The sequence below is a fragment of the Aestuariivirga sp. genome (assembly GCF_046294715.1).
Lineage (GTDB): Bacteria > Pseudomonadota > Alphaproteobacteria > Rhizobiales > Aestuariivirgaceae > Aestuariivirga.
The window spans coordinates 28,768-46,695 of sequence record NZ_JBKBKI010000024.1 but is presented as its reverse complement, the minus strand read 5'-3'; the positions used below and the strand labels follow the sequence as shown (position 1 = coordinate 46,695).

At 67.3% G+C, this 17,928-nt stretch carries 17 protein-coding genes; 12 read left to right on the top strand and 5 right to left on the bottom strand.

The window, feature by feature from the left end:
• Positions 1-18: 18 nt before the first annotated feature.
• Genes yihA through rpmH form a run of 4 tightly spaced genes read right to left on the bottom strand, consistent with a single transcriptional unit; the run spans position 19 to position 2,954 of the window.
• Positions 19-660, bottom strand: a complete 642-nt coding sequence (yihA, locus tag ACK4HL_RS14990) for a ribosome biogenesis GTP-binding protein YihA/YsxC (protein WP_409761739.1) — start codon at positions 658-660, stop codon at positions 19-21.
• On the bottom strand, positions 657-2,447 hold the full coding sequence (gene yidC, locus ACK4HL_RS14985; RefSeq protein ID WP_409761737.1) for a membrane protein insertase YidC: 1,791 nt from the start codon (positions 2,445-2,447) through the stop codon (positions 657-659). The genes yihA and yidC overlap by 4 nt, the downstream gene beginning before the upstream one ends.
• Positions 2,444-2,800 carry a ribonuclease P protein component gene (rnpA, locus tag ACK4HL_RS14980; protein ID WP_409761735.1) on the bottom strand — a complete coding sequence of 119 codons (357 nt, stop codon included), beginning with the start codon at positions 2,798-2,800 and terminating at the stop codon, positions 2,444-2,446. The genes yidC and rnpA overlap by 4 nt, the downstream gene beginning before the upstream one ends.
• A 19-nt stretch (positions 2,801-2,819) precedes the next feature.
• On the bottom strand, positions 2,820-2,954 hold the full coding sequence (rpmH, locus tag ACK4HL_RS14975) for a 50S ribosomal protein L34 (protein WP_409761733.1): 135 nt from the start codon (positions 2,952-2,954) through the stop codon (positions 2,820-2,822).
• 239 nt (positions 2,955-3,193) lie between these two features.
• On the opposite strand from rpmH, the gene ACK4HL_RS14970 reads away from it, so the two are divergent.
• From ACK4HL_RS14970 to pgi, 12 genes are all read left to right on the top strand, one after another.
• Positions 3,194-3,994, top strand: coding sequence for a TVP38/TMEM64 family protein (locus tag ACK4HL_RS14970; RefSeq protein ID WP_409761731.1), 801 nt, complete (start codon positions 3,194-3,196; stop codon positions 3,992-3,994).
• Positions 3,991-5,403, top strand: a complete 1,413-nt coding sequence (locus ACK4HL_RS14965; protein WP_409761729.1) for a dihydrolipoyl dehydrogenase family protein — start codon at positions 3,991-3,993, stop codon at positions 5,401-5,403. Before ACK4HL_RS14970 ends, ACK4HL_RS14965 begins: the two co-directional genes overlap by 4 nt.
• Positions 5,404-5,471: 68 nt before the next feature.
• Positions 5,472-6,911, top strand: coding sequence for a sensor histidine kinase (locus ACK4HL_RS14960; RefSeq protein ID WP_409761727.1), 1,440 nt, complete (start codon positions 5,472-5,474; stop codon positions 6,909-6,911).
• Positions 6,912-7,013: 102 nt separating this feature from the next.
• Positions 7,014-7,565, top strand: coding sequence for a translation initiation factor IF-3 (infC, locus tag ACK4HL_RS14955; protein ID WP_409761777.1), 552 nt, complete (start codon positions 7,014-7,016; stop codon positions 7,563-7,565).
• A 124-nt stretch (positions 7,566-7,689) separates the two neighbouring features.
• Complete coding sequence (locus ACK4HL_RS14950) at positions 7,690-8,289, top strand: PepSY domain-containing protein (protein ID WP_409761725.1); 600 nt, start codon at positions 7,690-7,692, stop codon at positions 8,287-8,289.
• Complete coding sequence (locus ACK4HL_RS14945; protein WP_409761723.1) at positions 8,289-8,954, top strand: response regulator; 666 nt, start codon at positions 8,289-8,291, stop codon at positions 8,952-8,954. Before ACK4HL_RS14950 ends, ACK4HL_RS14945 begins: the two co-directional genes overlap by 1 nt.
• Positions 8,951-10,261 (top strand): sensor histidine kinase, encoded by a 1,311-nt coding sequence (locus ACK4HL_RS14940; protein WP_409761721.1) that lies wholly within the window; start codon positions 8,951-8,953, stop codon positions 10,259-10,261. The genes ACK4HL_RS14945 and ACK4HL_RS14940 overlap by 4 nt, the downstream gene beginning before the upstream one ends.
• A 105-nt stretch (positions 10,262-10,366) precedes the next feature.
• On the top strand, positions 10,367-10,570 hold the full coding sequence (gene rpmI / locus ACK4HL_RS14935) for a 50S ribosomal protein L35 (protein WP_409761719.1): 204 nt from the start codon (positions 10,367-10,369) through the stop codon (positions 10,568-10,570).
• Positions 10,571-10,588: 18 nt separating this feature from the next.
• On the top strand, positions 10,589-10,945 hold the full coding sequence (gene rplT / locus ACK4HL_RS14930; protein WP_409761717.1) for a 50S ribosomal protein L20: 357 nt from the start codon (positions 10,589-10,591) through the stop codon (positions 10,943-10,945).
• Positions 10,946-11,055: 110 nt separating this feature from the next.
• On the top strand, positions 11,056-12,126 hold the full coding sequence (gene pheS / locus ACK4HL_RS14925) for a phenylalanine--tRNA ligase subunit alpha (protein WP_409761715.1): 1,071 nt from the start codon (positions 11,056-11,058) through the stop codon (positions 12,124-12,126).
• A complete protein-coding gene (gene pheT, locus ACK4HL_RS14920) occupies positions 12,123-14,516 on the top strand; it encodes a phenylalanine--tRNA ligase subunit beta (RefSeq protein ID WP_409761713.1) in 2,394 nt (797 codons plus the stop codon). Before pheS ends, pheT begins: the two co-directional genes overlap by 4 nt.
• A gap of 19 nt (positions 14,517-14,535) precedes the next feature.
• The gene (gene pgi, locus ACK4HL_RS14915; protein ID WP_409761711.1) at positions 14,536-16,149 is read left to right on the top strand and encodes a glucose-6-phosphate isomerase; all 1,614 of its coding nucleotides are present in this window, start codon (positions 14,536-14,538) and stop codon (positions 16,147-16,149) included.
• Between the two features lie 9 nt (positions 16,150-16,158).
• Here pgi and ACK4HL_RS14910 read toward each other — a convergent pair whose 3' ends face one another.
• Complete coding sequence (locus ACK4HL_RS14910) at positions 16,159-17,928, bottom strand: acyl-CoA dehydrogenase C-terminal domain-containing protein (protein WP_409761709.1); 1,770 nt, start codon at positions 17,926-17,928, stop codon at positions 16,159-16,161.

Genomic DNA, 17,928 nt, shown 5'->3' with positions numbered 1-17,928 from the left:
AGGACAATCGCCGCGTTTTCAAAGGGTGGTGAGCAGCCCGGCGATCTCGGCGCGGAGCTCCGGGATGCCGAGGCCCTTCTCGCTCGATGTGGCGTGGATCTCGGGGAAGGCGGCAGGGTGCTTCTTCACCGCGGTGGAAACGCTCGCCGCCATCTTCTCCAGTTCCGCCGGCTTGATCTTGTCGGCCTTGGTGAGCACGATCTGGTAGGTGACCGCCGCCTCGTCGAGGAGGTCGAACATCTCCTCGTCGGCCTTGAGGATGCCGTGGCGAGAATCGATCAGCACGAAGGCGCGGGTGAGGCCGGGCCTGCCGCGCAGATAGCCCCGCAGCACCGCCTGCCAGGCTTTCACCTCGGTCTTCGGCGCCTTGGCGAAGCCGTATCCCGGCATGTCGACGAGGGTCAACTGGCCGTTGACGTCGAAGAAATTGAGCTCGCGCGTGCGGCCCGGCGTGTTCGAGGCGCGCGCCAGGCCGTTGACGCCGGTGAGCGCGTTGATGAGCGATGACTTGCCGACGTTGGAGCGGCCCGCCAAGGCGATCTCGACGCCGCGCGCGGGCGGCAGCTGCTCGAGCCTCGCCACGCCGAGCAGGAAGCGCGACGGGCCGCCGAACAGCCGGCGGCCCGCATCGATCTCGTCGGTCGTGAAGCGCTCGCTCACCCCGCCGCCTTCTTCTTGAGGAAGGGCAGGCTGTTGCGGATGTTGCCGAAGAAGTCGATCTCGACGCCGTGGCGCTTCATGATGAAGGACTGCTGCAGGATGGAGAGCGTGTTGCTCCAGGCCCAGTAGATGACGAGGCCCACCGGGAAGGTGCCCAGCATGAAGGTGAAGATCACCGGCATCCAGTTGAACAGGCTCGCCTGCACCGGGTCTGGCGGCGTGGGATTGAGCCGCATCTGCAGCCACATGGTGATGCCCATGATGATCGGCCACACGCCGATCAGCAGCATGTGCGGCGGGTCCCACGGAATGAGGCCGAAGAGGTTGAAGAGGCTCGTCGGATCGGGCGCGGAGAGATCCTGTATCCAGCCGAAGAAGGGGGCGTGGCGAAGCTCGATCGAGGTGAGGATCACCTTGTAGAGCGCGAAGAAGATCGGGATCTGCACGACCACCGGCAGGCAGCCCGACAGCGGCGAGACCTTCTCGCGCTTGTAGAGCTCCATCATCGCCTGCTGCTGCTTCATCCGGTCGTCCGGATATTCCTGCTTCAGCTTCTCCATCTCGGGCTGGAGCTTCTTCATCTTGCTCATCGATGCGTAGGACTTGTTGGCCAGCGGGAAGACCGCGAGCTTCACGAGCACCGTGGCGATGAGGATGGCGACGCCGAAATTGCCCACCAGGCCCTTCAGCCAGTCGAGCAGGTAGAAGAAGGGCTTGGTCAGGAAGTAGAACCAGCCCCAGTCGATCATGTAGTTGAAGCCCTGGATCTGGTGCCTCGTCTCGATCGCGTTGATCGTGCGCACCACCTTGGCGCCGGCGAAGAACCGGTCGGTGTGGGTGGCGGCGGCACCGGGCTGCACGACCAGAGCCTCGCGCGCCAGGTAGTCGGTCTGGTAGAGGTCGCGGCCGCCGGCATTGGTGTGCAGGAAGCCGGCTGTCACGGGCTTCGCCTGATCGGGGATGACGGCGGCGGCCCAGTACTTGTCGGTGAAGCCAAGCCAGCCGCCTGTGGTGTCGATCTTCTGCGGCTCGGTCTGTTCGGCGACATCCGAGTAGTGGATTTCCTGCAGGCTGCCGTCGAGCCAGCCCAGCATGCCCTCGAAGAACACCCAGTAGCCGGCGACCACGGGCGTGTCCTGGCGCTGGATGCGGGCATAGGGGATGATCGCCACGGGAGCGCCCGAGGCGTTCTCAACCGTCTGGGTCACGGTGAAGAGATATTCGTCGCTGATCTCGATCTTGCGGCTGAACTTCAGGCCCTCGCCATTGTCCCAGGTGAGGGTCACGGGACTGGACTCGCTCAGCACCGCACCGGCGGGTGCCGTCCACACCGTCTTCGAATCCGGGAGCTTCGCCAGCGTGCCGGTGGCGGCGACGACGCCCTGCTCGGCGAAGAGCGCGCCCTGCGTGCCGTTGGGCGAGAGGAAGGTGATTGTGGGGCTCCTGGGATCGATCGTCTCGCGGTAGCGCAGGAGGTGGAGATCGTCGAACTGCGCGCCCTGCAGGTTGATCGAGCCGGCGACGTAGGGGGTCTCGATCTTCAGGCGCGGGGCCGCGGCCAGGACTTCATCGCGCGATTTGGGTACCGCTGCCGCGGCGACCCCGGGAACCGCACCCCCCGCGGCCTGCGTGGCCGGCGCACCAGCCCGGCCCGGAACGGCAGGCTCCGTCTCAGCCTGCTGGCTCAGCTTTTCCTGCATGGGGGCCGCATAGAAATATTGCCAGCCGAAGATGATCAGCATGGAGAGGACGATGGCAAGAATGAAATTCTTGTTGTCGTAATTCATGATGTTCCCTTGTCCGCCGCCAAATGGGCGGTGCGGTGCAGCCTTTTCAAGGCGGAAGTGAGATCCTTCTCGAGGTCGGAGAAGGGCCTCCCGGCGGTCGCGGCCCGGCCGATCAGCACGTAATCGTGCCCGGGGCGAGCCGCCTTCGCAAGCGAGAGCCGTGCCAGTTCTCGAAGGCGGCGCTTGATCCTGTTGCGGACGACGGCGTTGCCGATCTTGCGGGTAGCGGTGAAGCCCACGCGCGGCGGGGCTTCGTCATGCCGGTCGCGCATCTGCACCACCATGCCGGGGGTGGCGGCATACTGAGCCCGGGCGGCGGCAACGAAGTCCTGCCGTCGCTTCAGGCGTTCCATGTCGGGAGAGGTCCGGCGATCAGGCCGAAAGGCGCTTGCGGCCCTTGGCGCGGCGGCGGGCGAGAACCTTGCGGCCGCCAACGGTCGCCATGCGCGCGCGGAAGCCATGGCGGCGCTTGCGGACGAGCTTCGAGGGCTGGTAGGTGCGCTTCACGTTCTTAACTCCGTTCTGGGCCTTCGCGGCCAATGTTTTCAAACACATGGCCCGCAAAACCGGCCATGCCCCGAGAGAAACCCGTTCCGCTTCAGGAATTTGGACCGGGCTTATGGGGGAAAAGCGGGGAGAAGTCAACGAGCCGAACACCGGCCATGAACTCTGCTCACGAGACGGTGACACCCCCTATCGCATCGCTTCACAATGGTCCATGGCTTGGAACAGGCTGAACCTTCCTCATGACGCAGGCCACCAGACAGCAATCCTCCGACACCGGCCGGCCAGGCTGGACCCGCCTCGCCCGGCGCTGGCTGCCGGCCGCGGCGCTTCTCCTGCTGGCCGTCGCGGGCTATGGGCTGGGCCTCCACCACCATCTTTCCCTCACCGCGCTGGCGGAGAACCGCGACCTGCTGCGGAACTGGGTCGATGCGCATCTGGCTCTGGCGCTCGCCGCCTTCATGCTGGCCTACGTGGCGGTGGTGGCGCTCTCCATTCCCGGCGCGGCGGTGATGAGCATCGCCGGCGGATTTCTCTTCGGCTGGCCGCTCAGCGTGCCGGCGACGGTCGTTTCCGCGGTGGCGGGCGCGGCAATCGTGTTCCAGATCGTCAAGACTTCGTTCGGCGCGGCCTTGGCCGAGCGCTCGGGGCCTTTCCTCGAGCGCCTGTCCCGCGGCTTTGCCGCGCACGCCTTCAGCCTGCTGCTGTTCCTGAGGCTGACGCCGGTCTTCCCGTTCTGGGCGGTGAATGCCGTGGCGGGGCTCTCGCGCATTCCCTTCCGCACCTTCATCCTGGCGACGGCGGTCGGCATCCTCCCCGCCTCGCTCGCCTTCGCGCTGGTGGGGGCCGGGCTCGACCGGACGATCGAGGCACAGCTCGCCGCCTACCGCGCCTGCGTTGGCGCGCAAGGGGAGGCGCCGTGCCGCCTCGGCCTCGAGGCCTCGGCCTTGCTCTCGACCGAGCTGGTGCTGGGGCTCTCCGCCCTGGGCCTCGTGGCGCTCGTCCCCGTGGCGATCCGGCTGTGGAGGGGCGGGGGCACATGAGGGCCGAGCATTTCGACTACGCTGTGATCGGCGCGGGCTCGGGCGGGCTCACGGTGGCAGCGGCGGCCGCCCGGTTCGGCCGGAAGGTGGTGCTGTTCGAGAAGTCGGAGATGGGGGGCGACTGCCTCAACTCCGGCTGCGTTCCCTCCAAGGCGCTGCTCGCCGCGGCAAAACACGCCGAGGCCATGCGCAGGGCGGCACGCTTCGGCATCGCGCCGGTCGAGCCCCAGGTCGATTTCGCGGCGGTGATGGCGCATGTGCGACGGGCGATCGCGGCAATCGCCCCGCATGACAGCCAGGAGCGCTTCGAGAAGCTCGGCGTCAGGGTGATCCGCGCTGCCGCCACCTTCCTGGACCCCCATACTCTGGAAGCGGCGGGAAGGCGCTACACGGCGCGCCGCGTGGTGATCGCCACGGGATCGCGCCCCGCCGTGCCGCCCATTCCCGGCCTGGCGGACGCGCCGCATCTCACCAACGAGACGCTGTTCGCCAACGAGACGCTGCCCAGCCACCTCCTCGTGATCGGCGCGGGGCCGGTGGGGATCGAGATGGCCCAGGCGCACCGGAGGCTCGGTTCCGCGGTGACGGTGATCGACGCCGGCGAACCGCTCGCTGCTCAGGACCCCGAACTCGCCCGCGTGGTGCTGGCTCAGCTCGAGGCAGAGGGCGTGCGCCTCATCCGGCGGACGGCCATCGTGCAGGCATTCCACGCTGGAGGTGCGGTGGGGCTCGAGCTCGCGGACGGAGCAAGGCTCACCGGCTCGCATATCCTCGTGGCGGCGGGGCGGAGACCCAACGTCGAAGGCCTGGGCCTCGAGGCGGCGGGAATCGCCTACACCGACCGCGGCATCAGCGTGGGGCGCAATCTCAAGACCAGCAACCGGCGTGTCCATGCCGTGGGCGACGTGGCAGGCGGCAGCTTCACCCATGAGGCCGGCCACCAGGCCGGGCTCGTCATCCGCAACGCGCTGTTCGGGCTTCCGGTGCGACCAGAACGTCACGTGCCGCGGGTGATCTACGGCGACCCCGAACTCGCTCAGGCTGGCCTCACCGAGGAGGAGGCGCGGGCCGCCCATGGCGGCGCGGTGAAGGTGCTGCGCTGGCCCTTTTCCGGCAATGACCGCGCCCAGGCGGAGGGGCGCACGGACGGGCTCGTCAAGGTCGTCACCGGGCGAAGAGGGATCATTCTCGGCTGCGGCATCGTGGGGCCGGAGGCGGGCGAGCTGATCCAGCCCTGGATCCTGGCCCTGCAGCAGCGGCTCCGGATCGGCCAGATGATCTCGACCGTCCTGCCCTATCCCACGCGCGGGGAAGCCTCGCGGCGGGCGGCTCTTGAATATTTTGCAGATTTTGCATCCAATCCCCTGGTGCGGCGCGTAACCAGGCTGATCGGAGCGCTGATCCCATGAGCGGCGGAGAGACAGAACGACGAAGAAGCCCGGGCCTGCTGCGGGGGCTCTCGGGAAAGGTGCTGGCCTTGACCGTCCTCTTTGTCATGCTCGGCGAGGTGCTGATCTTCCTGCCCTCCATCGCCAATTTCCGGATCCAGTGGCTGAAGGGGCGCATCGCCCAGGCCGAGATCGCGGCACTTGCCGCCGAGGCCGCCCCCGACCGCATCCTCTCGAGCGATCTCCGCAGCGAGATCCTGAAGGGTGCCGGGGTCCTGGTGGTCTCGCTCGACCGCGGCAGCATGCGCCAGCTCATCCTGAGGAGCGAGGGCGACCACATGATCGAGGCCACCTACGACCTGCGCGAGACCAGGTGGCTTGCCGCGGTCACCGATGCCCTGGCGGTGATGGTCCGCAGCGAGCCGCGGGTGATCGGCGTCACCGACCGGCCGCCCAACATGTCGGGCGAACTGATCGAGGTCGCGCTGTTCGAGGCGCCGCTGCGCCAGGCGATGCTCGGCTACGGCGTCAACATCCTGATCCTGTCGGTCATCCTGTCCGCCATCGTCGCGGGGCTCGTCTTTGGGGCGCTCAACGTCGTGCTGGTGCGGCCGATGCAGCGGCTGACCCGCAACATGGTGGCGTTCCGCGAGAACCCGGAAGACCGCTCGCGCGTCATCGCGCCCTCGGGCCGCAACGACGAGATCGGGCTTGCCGAGCAGGAGCTGCACGACATGCAGGCCGAGCTCGCCTCCATGCTGCAGCAGAAGAGCAGGCTCGCCGCACTGGGGCTCGCCGTCTCCAAGGTCAGCCACGACCTGCGCAACATGCTCTCCTCCGCCCACGTGATCTCCGACCGCCTCGCCGTGGCGGAGGACCCGACGGTGAAGCGCTTCGCGCCGAAGCTGATCGTGAGCCTCGACCGCGCCATCGCCTTCCTCACGGAGACCCTGAAGTTCGGCCGCGCCGAGGAGCCGCCGCCCGCGCGCGAGAGGCTCGCGCTGCGCGCCATCGCCGAGGAGGTGATCGAGGCCGCCGTGCTGCAGGCGACACACCGCGTGGTGCTGTTCAACCAGGTGCCCGACGACACCGTGATCGATGCCGACCGGGAGCAGCTGAACCGGGTGCTGACCAATCTCCTGCGCAACGCCATCCAGGCGGTGGAGGCCATGCTCGACGAGGCCGGTTCCTTGCGCGAGGGCCATGTCGGGCTGCGCGCCTGGCGGCAGGGCAGCGTCGTCACCATCGAGGTGAAGGACAATGGCGCGGGCATTCCGGAGCGCGTCAGGCCGCGCCTCTTCGAGGCGTTCCAGAGCGCGGCCAGGCCGGGCGGGGTGGGGCTCGGCCTCGCCATCGCCGCGGAGCTGATCCGCGCCCATGGCGGCGAGATCCGGCTCGCGGGAACCGGACCCGAGGGCACTGTCTTTCACATCGTCGTGCCGGATGCCGTGGTCGAGCTTCGCCCCGGCCGGCGCGGCGAGCGGCTGAGGGCCGGACGGGACTTGGGTCCTCCCCGGATCGGCGCTTGACGCGGACGCCTCAATCAATGTCTATAGCGGACGCAACCCGAAACCCCCGGGGCCTTTCCCGCCTGGGACGCCCCGAACACAGGAGCTGAAGCCCACTTGAGCATTCCACCCAGGAGGCCATTAAGCCGCGGAGCCGCCCCCCCGCAGAAGGAAGAAGGACACAGGATCAATCACCGCATCGACGCCCGCGAGGTCCGCCTCATCGGCGCGGATGGCCAGAATGTCGGGGTCGTGCCGATCCGCCAGGCGATGATGATGGCCGAGGAGGCCAATCTCGACCTGGTCGAGATCTCGCCCGACGCCAAGCCCCCGGTGTGCAAGATCCTCGATTACGGGAAGTTCAAGTTCCAGGAACAGAAGAAGGCCGCCGAGGCGCGCAAGAAGCAGAAGGTCATCGAGATCAAGGAGATCAAGATGCGCCCGATGATCGACGACCACGACTATGACGTGAAGATGCGGGCGATCAAGCGCTTCTTCGAGGAAGGCGACAAGGTGAAGATCACGCTCCGCTTCCGCGGCCGCGAGATGGCGCACCAGGAGCTCGGCCAGCAGCTTCTCGACCGGGTGAAGAAGGACACGCTCGACATCGCCAAGGTCGAATCGGAGCCCCGTTTCGAGGGGCGGCAGATCGTCATGGTGCTGGCCCCGCGCTGAGCCAGCCGGAAAAAGGCAGCAATTCCCTCGTCCAGACAGGCGCCCTGCGGCGCCTGTTTGACATTTGCAGCAAAATTCAATCTTATGGCGAATGTCCAGCCGAAACCGGCGAGAGGAGTCTTGGATGGTCGACCGCAAAGCATTTCTGGGGCTGGTCACGCTTGGATATCTGGTCCCGGCCATCACGGTCATGCCGGCGGGCGCCGCCGCGGGCACCGGGGAGCCGGACGGCGGATTCGGATCGCAGCACGGCGGAGGCATGAGCGGGCCGGTTGCGCGGCCCTTGCCTTCGGGTCCGCAAGAGGCCGGTGGGGGCGGGGAAAACGGGAAGCCCAAACCCGGCGCCGAGGGCTTCGAGCCCCCGAAAAACAAAGGGACCAGGCACGGCGGCGGCCTCGGCAGGCAAAGGAATCCCACCGGGCAGGAGTCCGTCCGCGCCAAGGAGGGAGGCAGTGACACCCCCTCCCGGCGGGCCGTCCAGGGCGGACGTGACCGGGACGACTGGCAGATCCGCGCCGCGGTCCGCCGCGGCGATGCCGAACCGCTGCGCAAGATCCTGTCGGTGGTGCGCAAGCGCTATGACGGCAAGGTCGTGCGGATCACGCTCGGCGGCAGGGGAAGCGGCCTGCATTACAGGATCCGCATCCTGGCCTCCGACGACCGGCTGATCGAGGTCAAGGTAAACGCCAGGACAGCTAGCATCCTCAGCGTCGCCGGGCTCTGATGCGGATCCTCATCGTCGAGGACGAGCCGCGCATCGCAACCGATCTCGCCGAGGCCGTGAACGGCGCCGGCTATGTCGCCGAGGTGGCCTCGAACGGCGAGGAGGCCTGGTTCAAAGGCGGCACGGAGGCCTATTCGGCCATCATCCTCGATCTCGGTCTGCCGGTGATGGACGGGCTCACCATCCTCAAGCGCTGGCGCCAGGAGGGCGTCGCGACGCCCGTTCTGGTGCTCACCGCGCGGGGCGCCTGGACCGACCGGGTGGATGGCATCGACGCAGGCGCGGACGACTATCTTCCTAAGCCGTTCCGCATGGAAGAGCTGATGGCGCGGCTCCGCGCCCTGATCCGGCGGGCGGCGGGGCGGGCCGAACCGGCGATCTCGATCGGTCCCGTAAGGCTCGATCCGCGCAGCCGCCTCGTCACGGTGGAGGGCGTGCCCGCCAATCTCACGCCGCTCGAATTCCGCCTGCTGAATTTCCTCTTCCATCATCGCGGCAGGGTCGTCTCCCAGGCGGAGCTGAGCGAGAACCTCTACTCCCATGACAGCGAGCGCGAGTCCAACGCGATCGAGGCGCTGGTCGGCAGGCTGCGCCGCAAGCTCAAGGCCGACATCATCGAAACGCGCCGGGGTTTCGGCTACATCGTCCAGCCGCCGGAGCCATGAGCAAGGGCTCGCTGCGGCTCAGGCTGCTGCTCGCCGCCGCCATCTCGATCGCGCTCGCCCTGTCGCTCACCGGCTTCGCCCTCGTCCGCCTGTTCGAGCAGCAGGTGCGCGAGCGGGTGATGGCGGGGCTGGAGAACGACCTCATGCAATTGGCAGGCTCGGTCGAGGTCAAGTCGGACGGCACGCTCGCCACCGGCCAGTCGCTGGCCGACCCGCGCTATCAAGAACCCTATGGCGGGCGGTACTGGCGGATCGAGCTGCTCGCAGGCCCAGGCGAAAGGCCCGTCGAACCGCTCCAGTCCCGGTCGCTGTGGGACACGGAAATCGATCCCTCGAAACCCGTGGATCCCGAGGGCGAGCCGCTCATCCTGCTGCAGCGGGAACTCGGCGTTCCCTATTTCGGCAGGACGCTGCGGCTCAGGCTCACCACCGCCACGCGGGAGGAGGAGCTGAACCGCCCGCTCGAGGAGCTGCGCGACCAGCTCGTGGTCTCGCTCGCCATCATCGGCACGGTACTGATCTTCGGCGCATGGCTTCAGGTCTCCGTGGGGCTCCGGCCGCTGCAGCAGCTGCGCGAGCAGGTCGCCGCCATCCGCGCGGGCGCGGCGCGGCGGCTCGCCGGCCGGTTCCCCGACGAGGTCGCCCCCCTTGTCGACGAGCTCAACGACGTACTCGACATGCGCGATGCGTCTCTCGAGCGCGCCAGGCGGCGCGCGGGAGACCTGGCGCATGGACTCAAGACGCCGCTGACGGTGCTCTCCACCATCTCTCGCGAACTGCGCAAGGAGAACCGCGAGAAGCAGGCCGAAGACATCGACGAGCAGACCGGGGCCATGGTCCGCCACGTGGAGCGCGCACTCGCCCGCTCCCGGCTGTCGAGCGGCATGGGGCATGTGGCGACCGGGCTCGCGGGCACGCTGGAGCGCGTGCTCGCCGCCGTCGAGCGGCTGCCCGGCGCGGACAGGCTCACCTTCGTGGTCGAGGTCGAGCCCGAGGCGCGGGTGCCAATCGAGCAGGGCGACCTCACCGAACTCCTCGGCAATCTGCTCGACAATGCCCGGAAATGGGCGAGGACCACGGTGCGCGTGCGCCATTCCCCGCCGCGCCTGCTGATCGAGGACGACGGGCCGGGCGTTCCCGAGGGCGAGATGTCCCGGATCGGCGAGCGCGGCCGCCGCCTCGACGAGTCGAAACAGGGCTCCGGCCTCGGGCTCTCGATCGTCGAGGACATCGCCGACATCTACGGATTTGCGGTCAGTTACGGCTGTTCGGAGCTCGGCGGACTGAAGGTCGAAATCCGCCTCTGACTTGCTTTTCCCGGGCAATTTTGCTTAATCAGGCCCGTTCAAGCCGCCTGGCCTGTAAAGGGCATGCCATGGCGGCTTTCTAACGCTTTGAAAGGATGAAGCAAAATGCCCAAGATGAAGACCAAGTCCTCGGCCAAGAAGCGGTTCAAGGTCACCGCTTCCGGCAAGATCAAGGCGGGTCAGGCCGGCAAGCGCCATGGCATGATCAAGCGCACCAACAAGCAGATCCGCAATCAGCGCGGCACGATGATCCTGGCGGCGGGCGATGAGCGCCTCGTCAAGATCCACATGCCCTACATCGCCAAGTAAGACCGAGGAGTCCGAACAATGCCACGTTCAAAGGGCGGCGTCGTCGCCCGCAAGTCTCACAAGAAGGTGATGAAGCAGGCGAAGGGCTATTTCTCCCGCCGCAAGAACATCTTCCGCGTCGCCGTGCAGGCCGTCGAGAAGGCCGAGCAATATGCCTATCGCGACCGGCGCACCAAGAAGCGCAATTTCCGCGCCCTGTGGATCCAGCGCATCAACGCCGCGACGCGCGAACTCGGCCTCACCTACGGCCGATTTATCCACGGCCTGGCCAAGGCCGGGATCGAGGTGGACCGCAAGGTCCTCGCCGATCTCGCCGTGCATGATCAGGCCGCCTTCGCCGCTCTCGTCGAGAAGGCCAAGGCTGCGCAGGCTTAAGTCCAAGCTTCGCAGATCTTCACGTCGATTTCCGATTGCCTTGACCGGGCCACATGGTGTCTTTGACGGCACCTGTGCCCGGTCATGCCGTTTCCAGAGGAACATTTTCCATGAGTCTCGCACCCCTCGAACAATCGATCCTGGCGGAGATCGAGGCCGCAGCCGACGAGGCGGCCCTCGAAGCCGTGCGCGTTTCCGCGTTGGGCAAGAAGGGCTCGATCTCCGAGCGCATGAAGGGCCTGGGGGCCATGAGCGCGGAGGAGCGGCGCGAGGCGGGGCAGGCGCTGAACGTGCTGAAGGACAGGGTGGCCGAGGCCATCGCCGCAAGAAAGGCGTTCCTCCAGGAGCAGGCGCTCGAAGCGCGGCTCGCCTCCGAGCGGGTGGACGTCACGCTGCCGGTCAGGCCGCAGGTTTCCGGCACGGTGCACCCCGTCTCCCAGGTGTGGGAAGAGGTGGTGCAGATCTTCGGCGACCTCGGCTTCTCGGTGGCCGAAGGCCCGCACATCGAGGACGACTTCCACAATTTCGATGCGCTGAACATTCCGCCCGAGCACCCGGCGCGCCAGGAGCACGACACCTTCTTCTTCAACGAGAAACCCGACGGCTCGCGCATGCTGCTCCGCACGCACACGAGCCCGGTGCAGATCCGCACCATGCTGGCCTCGAAGCCGCCGATCCGCATCATCGCCCCGGGGCGCACCTTCCGCTGCGACTCGGACATGACGCACACGCCGATGTTCAACCAGGTCGAGGGCCTCGTCCTCGACGAGACGACGACGCTCGCGAATCTCAAGTGGGTGCTCGCCGAGTTCTGCAAGGCCTTCTTCGAGGTTGACGACGTGAAGATGCGCTTCCGTGCCTCGCACTTCCCCTTCACCGAGCCTTCGATGGAGGTGGACATCCAGTATGCGCGCGAGGGCAACCAGATCAGGATCGGCACCGGCGACAAATGGCTCGAGATCCTGGGCTCAGGCATGGTGCACCCGAACGTGATACGGGCCGGCGGCATGGACCCCGAGAGGGTGCAGGGCTGGGCCTTCGGCATGGGGCTCGACCGCATCGCCATGCTGAAATACGGGATCCCCGATCTCCGCGCCTTCTTCGAGGCCGACCTGCGCTGGCTCCGCCACTATGGATTCAAGGCACTGCAGGTGCCGACGCTCGCCGGAGGACTGTCATGAAATTCACCCTTTCCTGGCTGAAGGAACATCTCGACACCACCGCATCGCTGGACGAGATCTGCGAGGGGCTGATCGGCGTCGGGCTCGAGGTGGAAGAGGTCTCCGACATGACGGCAGCACTCGCCCCGTTCAAGGTGGGCTACGTGCAGCATGCCGAAAAGCATCCGAATGCCGACAAGCTCCGGCTCTGCAATGTCGAGACCGATTCTGGCGTGATCCAGGTCGTGTGTGGGGCGCCCAATGCCCGCACCGGCATCAAGGGCATCATCGCGCTCCCCGGTTCTTACATTCCGGGCACCAAGATCACGCTGGAGAAGGGCGTGATCCGCGGCGAGGCCTCGGAGGGCATGTTGTGCTCGGAGCGCGAGCTTCTCATTTCCGACGAGCACAACGGCATCATCGAAGTCCCGGGCGACTGGCCCATCGGCACGCCGGCGGCGAAGGCCTTGGGGCTCGACGACCCGATGATCTACGTGAAGGTGACGCCCAACCGGCCGGATGCGCTGGGCGTCCATGGCATCGCGCGGGACCTTGCCGCGAAGGGGCTCGGAACCCTGAAGCCCGTCGATACGCGCAAGGTGGAAGGCACGTTCGAGTCCCCCATCAAGGTCTCGCTCGATTTCCCCGATGGCGACACCACGCCCTGCCCGCTGTTCGTCGGCCGCTACATTCGCGGCGTGAAGAACGGCCCCTCGCCTGAATGGCTGCAGCGCCGCCTCAGGGCCATCGGGCTTCGCCCCATTTCGGCGCTGGTCGACATCACCAACTTCATCACCTTCGCCTATGGCCGGCCGCTCCACGTGTTCGACGCCGACAAGGTGAAGGGATCGATCCGCGCTCGGCTCGCCAAGGATGGCGAGGCGATCGAGGCGCTCGACAACAAGAGCTACACGCTCTCCTCCGCCATGACGGTAATCGCGGACGATGCGGGGCCGGAAGCGATCGCCGGCATCATCGGCGGCAGCGCCTCGGGCTGCACGGAGAAGACGGTGAACGTGTTCCTCGAGGCGGCCTATTTCGATCCGCTCAGGACTGCCGCCACGGGGCGCAAGCTCGGCATCACATCGGACGCGCGCTACCGCTTCGAGCGCGGCGTCGACCCGGCCTTCACGCCGGTGGGTTCCGAGATCGCCACGCGCATGATCCTCGAGCTTTGCGGCGGAGAAGCCTCATATGCGGTGGTGGCGGGTGCGGTGCCCGACACGGCGCGAAGCTACGCCTTGCGCAAGTCGCGCGTCTCCTCGCTGGCGGGCGCGGAGATTCCCGTGGAGCGGCAGAAGGAGATTCTCTCCGCCCTCGGCTATGGCGTCACCGAAACGGCGGAGGCGCTCGTCTGCGCGGTGCCTTCCTGGCGGCCCGACATCCATGGCGAGGCCGATCTCGTGGAGGAGGTCTGCCGAATTCACGGGCTCGACAACATCCCGCCGCAGCCCATGGCGCGCACGAGCGCCATCGCCAAGCCCGTGCTCAACCCGCTGCAGAAGCGCATGCTGGCGGCGCGGCGCATGCTGGCCTCCCGCGGCTTCAACGAGGCGATCACCTGGGCCTTCCTGCCCGAGGATCATGCAAGGCTGTTCGGCGGCGGCCAGCCGGAACTGAAGCTCGCCAACCCGATCTCCTCCGAGCTTTCGGACATGCGGCCCTCGCTGCTGCCCAACCTCCTCGCGGCGGCTGGCCGCAATCTCGACCGCGGCTTCGCCGACATGATGCTCTCGGAAGTGGGCCATGCCTATGCGGGCGACAGGCCCGAGGACGAGACGCTGCGCGCGGCCGGCATCCGGCGCGGCGCCTTCACGGGCCGCAACGTCCATGGCGGGCAGCGCAACGTCGACGTCTTCGATGCGAAGGCGGATGCGCTGGCGGTGCTCGAGGCGGCGGGGGCGGCGGTCGCCACGGTGCAGGTCGTGCAGGGTGCACCCTCCTGGTATCACCCTGGCCGCTCCGGCACCATCCAGATGGGTCCGCAGAACAAGCTCGGCTGGTTCGGCGAGATTCATCCGCGCGTGCTGGCGGTTATGGACGTGAAGGGCCCGCTTGTCGGTTTCGAACTGGTGCTGAACGCCATTCCCGCCTCCAAGGCGAAGGGCGCCACGCGCCCGCCGCTCAACGCCTCCGACCTCATGCCGCTCACCCGCGACTTCGCCTTCGTGGTGGACGAGAAGGTGGAGGCGGAGAAGCTCGTCAAGGCGGCGCGCGGCGCGGACAAGGCGCTGATCGGCGACGTCAGCGTGTTCGACGTCTACCGGCTCGAGGGCGGCAAGACATCGCTCGCCATCGAGGTGAGCCTGCAGCCGCGCGAAAGGACGCTCACCGAAGCCGAAATCGAGGCGGTCTCCCAGAAGATCGTGCAGGCGGTGAACAAGGCGACGGGCGGAACGTTACGGAGCTGACGGCCAGCGGGAGACAGTGATGGCGGAGAGCGACACGCGCGCAGTCCTGAGCGAACTCGAGGCGCATCTGGCGCAGGATGCGCCGCGGGACATGCGCCACGCCTTCGGGCAGGAACCAGGTCGTTTCTCCCGCTTCTCGGCGCGGGCCGAAGACCTGCTGCTCGACTACTCGAAATGCGCGGTGAATGCGCGGACGATGGAGCTCCTGTGCCGGCTCGCCGGCGCCGCCGGGGTCGAGGCGCAGCGCAACGCGATGTTCGCTGGCGAGCCCATCAACTCCACGGAGGGCCGGGCGGTGCTGCACACGGCGCTCCGCAACCGCCTGAACACCCCCGTCGTGGTGGCGGGACGCGACGTGATGCCGGACGTCAACGCGGTGTTCGCGGCGATGACGGTCTTCGCCGACGAGGTGCGTGACTCCGACGTCACCGACGTCGTCAACATCGGCATCGGCGGCTCGGACCTTGGCCCCGCGATGACGACGCTGGCGCTGGCGCCCTATCACGACGGGCCGAGGCTGCATTACGTCTCGAACGTCGATGGCGCGCACATCGCCGACACGCTCGAGGGGCTGAACCCGGAAACGACGCTGTTCCTCATCGCGTCCAAGACCTTCACCACCATCGAGACGATGACCAACGCCCGCACGGCGCGGAAGTGGATCGCGGAGAAGCTCGGCGAAGAGAAGGTCGCCCGGCATTTCGCGGCGATCTCGACGGCGATCGACAGGGTGAAGGCCTTCGGCATTCCGGAGAACCGCATCTTCGGCTTCTGGGACTGGGTGGGCGGGCGCTATTCGATCTGGTCGGCGATCGGCCTGCCGCTGATGATCGCCATCGGGCACAAGAGCTTCATCCATTTCCTCGAGGGCGGGCATGCCATGGACCGGCATTTCCGCGAGGCGCCGGTGCCGGGAAACCTGCCCGTTCTCATGGGGCTTCTCGGGGTGTGGCACCGCAATGTCTGCGGCTATCCTTCCCGCGCCGTCATTCCCTACGACCAGCGGCTTTCGCGCCTACCCGCCTATCTGCAGCAGCTCGACATGGAATCGAACGGCAAGCGGGTGAGGAAAGACGGCAGCGCGGTGGAGGGTGCGACGGGGCCCATCGTGTGGGGCGAGCCCGGCACCAACGGCCAGCACGCCTTCTTCCAGCTCCTGCACCAGGGCACGGACGTGATTCCCGTCGAATTCCTCATCGCCGCCGAGCCGCACGAACAGGGAATGGCGGAGCATCATGCGCTGCTGGTGGCCAATTGCCTGGCGCAGTCGCAAGCGCTGATGCTGGGCCGCACGCTGGCGGAAGCGAAAGCGCAGCTGCTGGCGATGGGCAGGAGCGAGGAAGAAGCAATGGCGCTGGCGCCGCACCGCGTGTTCCCCGGCAACCGCCCCTCGCTCACGCTCGCCTACCGCAAGCTCGATCCCTACACGCTGGGCCGCCTCATCGCCCTCTACGAGCACCGCGTCTTCGTGGAGGCCTGCATCTGGGGCATCAACGCCTTCGACCAGTGGGGGGTGGAACTCGGCAAGGAACTCGCCACCGGGCTCCAGGCGGTGATGGAAGGAAAGAAGGGAACCGAAGGCCTCGATTCCTCGACGGCGGGGCTGGCTGCGTATTTGCGCGGGCTCGGCTGATCTGGACCCTCAGAACATCGCCTCGTCCATCTCCATCACCACTCCCGCTCCGGCGGCGATCCTGGCGTGGAGGGCCGCGGCATCGGGCAGGATCCGCTGCATGAAGAAGCGGGCGGTGGCGAGCTTGGCGCGGTAGAAGCTCTCGTTGGATCTCGGCAGCGAAGCCTTGGCGGCGCGCGCCCAGAGATAGGCCACCGCCGTGAGCGCAAAGAGGCGGAGATAATCGGCCGCTGCCGCACCGGGTTCCTCGGGGTGTACCGCGGCAGCCTCCCGGATGAGGCTCGTCGAATCCTCCAGCAGGTCGAAGGCGGCGGCGAGCGGGCGCAGGATATCCGCGAGCTGCTCGTCCTCCTCATGCGCGGTCACGAAGGCGCGCACGGGTGCTGCGAAGCTGCCGAAGAGCCCGAGATGGAGGATCTTGCGTGACAGGAGATCGGCGGACTGGATGCCGTTGGTGCCCTCGTAGATCTGGGTGATGCGCACGTCGCGCACATATTGCTCCTGGCCGTTGGCGCGGATGAAGCCGTGGCCCCCCAGCACCTGGACGCCGAGATTGGCGACGTCCGAGCCCGCATCTGTCAGGAAGGCCTTCACTACCGGCGTCATCAGCGCCACGAGATCGTCAGCCTGCCTGCGCTTAGCCGGCTCGGGATGGCGCTCGGAGACATCCAGCGCCTGCGCCGTCCACAGGGCCAGCATGCGGCAGCCCTCCGTCAGGGCGCGCTGGGTCATCAGCATGCGCCGCACGTCGGGGTGGACGATGATCGGGTCGGCGGGCTTGCCAGGCTCCCGCGCACCCGAAGGCGCGCGCCCCTGCAGCCGCTCCCGCGCATAGGCCACGGCGTTCTGGTAGGAGGCCTCGGCAATGGCGAGACCGTGGATGCCGACGGCGATCCGCTCGGCGTTCATCATGGCGAACATGGCCTTGAGGCCCTGGTGCGGCTCGCCCATCAGCCAGCCCGTGGCGCCGTCGAAGTTCAGCACGCAGGTGGGGCAGCCGTGAATGCCCATCTTGTGCTCGACGGCGCCGCAGGAAACGGCGTTACGCTGCCCGAGCGTGCCATCCGCGTTCACCAGGAACTTCGGCACGAGGAACAGGCTGATGCCCCTGGAGCCCTTCGGCGCATGGGGAAGGCGCGCCAGCACGAAATAGACGATGTTGGGGGTGAGGTCGTGCTCTCCCGCCGATATGAAGATCTTGGTGCCGGTCAGTGCATGGCTGCCGTCGGGCCTCGGCACGGCTTCGGTCTTGAGGAGGCCGAGGTCGGTGCCGCAATGGGCCTCGGTCAGGCACATGGAGCCCGCCCATTCACCGCTGGCGAGCTTTTGCGCATAAAGCGCCTTCTGTTCGGCGCTGCCGTGCTGGGAGAGCAGAACGTAGCCGCCGCGCGTCAGGCCCGGGAACAGGCCGAAGGCGAGGCTGGCGCCGTTCAGCATCTCCTCGAACAGCACGTTCACCATGTGCGGCATGCCCTGCCCGCCATGTTCGGGTGACGCGGTGAGGCCGGGCCAGCCGCCCGCGACGAGCGCTTCATAGGCTTCGCGGAAGCCGCGGGGCGTTCGAACCTCTCCCTGGCTGAAATGAACGCCTTCCTCGTCCGCCGCACGGTTGAGGGGAAAGATCACATCGGTGGCGAAGCGGGCGGATTGCCCGAGCACCGCCTCGACCACGTCGCGCGAGAGCCCCTCGAAGCCGGGGAGTTCCGTGTGGGCCTCGAAGTCGAGAAGCTCGTAGAGGCAGAAGAGATGATCTCGGAGCGGCGGCGCAAAGACTGGCAT

Bases quoted from the DNA above. Each gene is read 5' to 3' on its own strand.
- rplT (WP_409761717.1), top strand. From the start codon at position 10,589: ATGCCACGTTCAAAGGGCGGCGTCGTCGCCCGCAAGTCTCACAAGAAG.
- ACK4HL_RS14965 (WP_409761729.1), top strand. From the start codon at position 3,991: ATGAGGGCCGAGCATTTCGACTACGCTGTGATCGGCGCGGGCTCGGGC.
- pheT (WP_409761713.1), top strand. From the start codon at position 12,123: ATGAAATTCACCCTTTCCTGGCTGAAGGAACATCTCGACACCACCGCA.
- pheS (WP_409761715.1), top strand. From the start codon at position 11,056: ATGAGTCTCGCACCCCTCGAACAATCGATCCTGGCGGAGATCGAGGCC.
- rnpA (WP_409761735.1), bottom strand. From the start codon at position 2,800: ATGGAACGCCTGAAGCGACGGCAGGACTTCGTTGCCGCCGCCCGGGCT.
- ACK4HL_RS14940 (WP_409761721.1), top strand. From the start codon at position 8,951: ATGAGCAAGGGCTCGCTGCGGCTCAGGCTGCTGCTCGCCGCCGCCATC.
- ACK4HL_RS14970 (WP_409761731.1), top strand. From the start codon at position 3,194: ATGACGCAGGCCACCAGACAGCAATCCTCCGACACCGGCCGGCCAGGC.
- pgi (WP_409761711.1), top strand. From the start codon at position 14,536: ATGGCGGAGAGCGACACGCGCGCAGTCCTGAGCGAACTCGAGGCGCAT.
- ACK4HL_RS14950 (WP_409761725.1), top strand. From the start codon at position 7,690: ATGGTCGACCGCAAAGCATTTCTGGGGCTGGTCACGCTTGGATATCTG.
- ACK4HL_RS14945 (WP_409761723.1), top strand. From the start codon at position 8,289: ATGCGGATCCTCATCGTCGAGGACGAGCCGCGCATCGCAACCGATCTC.
- ACK4HL_RS14910 (WP_409761709.1), bottom strand. From the start codon at position 17,928: ATGCCAGTCTTTGCGCCGCCGCTCCGAGATCATCTCTTCTGCCTCTAC.
- yidC (WP_409761737.1), bottom strand. From the start codon at position 2,447: ATGAATTACGACAACAAGAATTTCATTCTTGCCATCGTCCTCTCCATG.
- rpmI (WP_409761719.1), top strand. From the start codon at position 10,367: ATGCCCAAGATGAAGACCAAGTCCTCGGCCAAGAAGCGGTTCAAGGTC.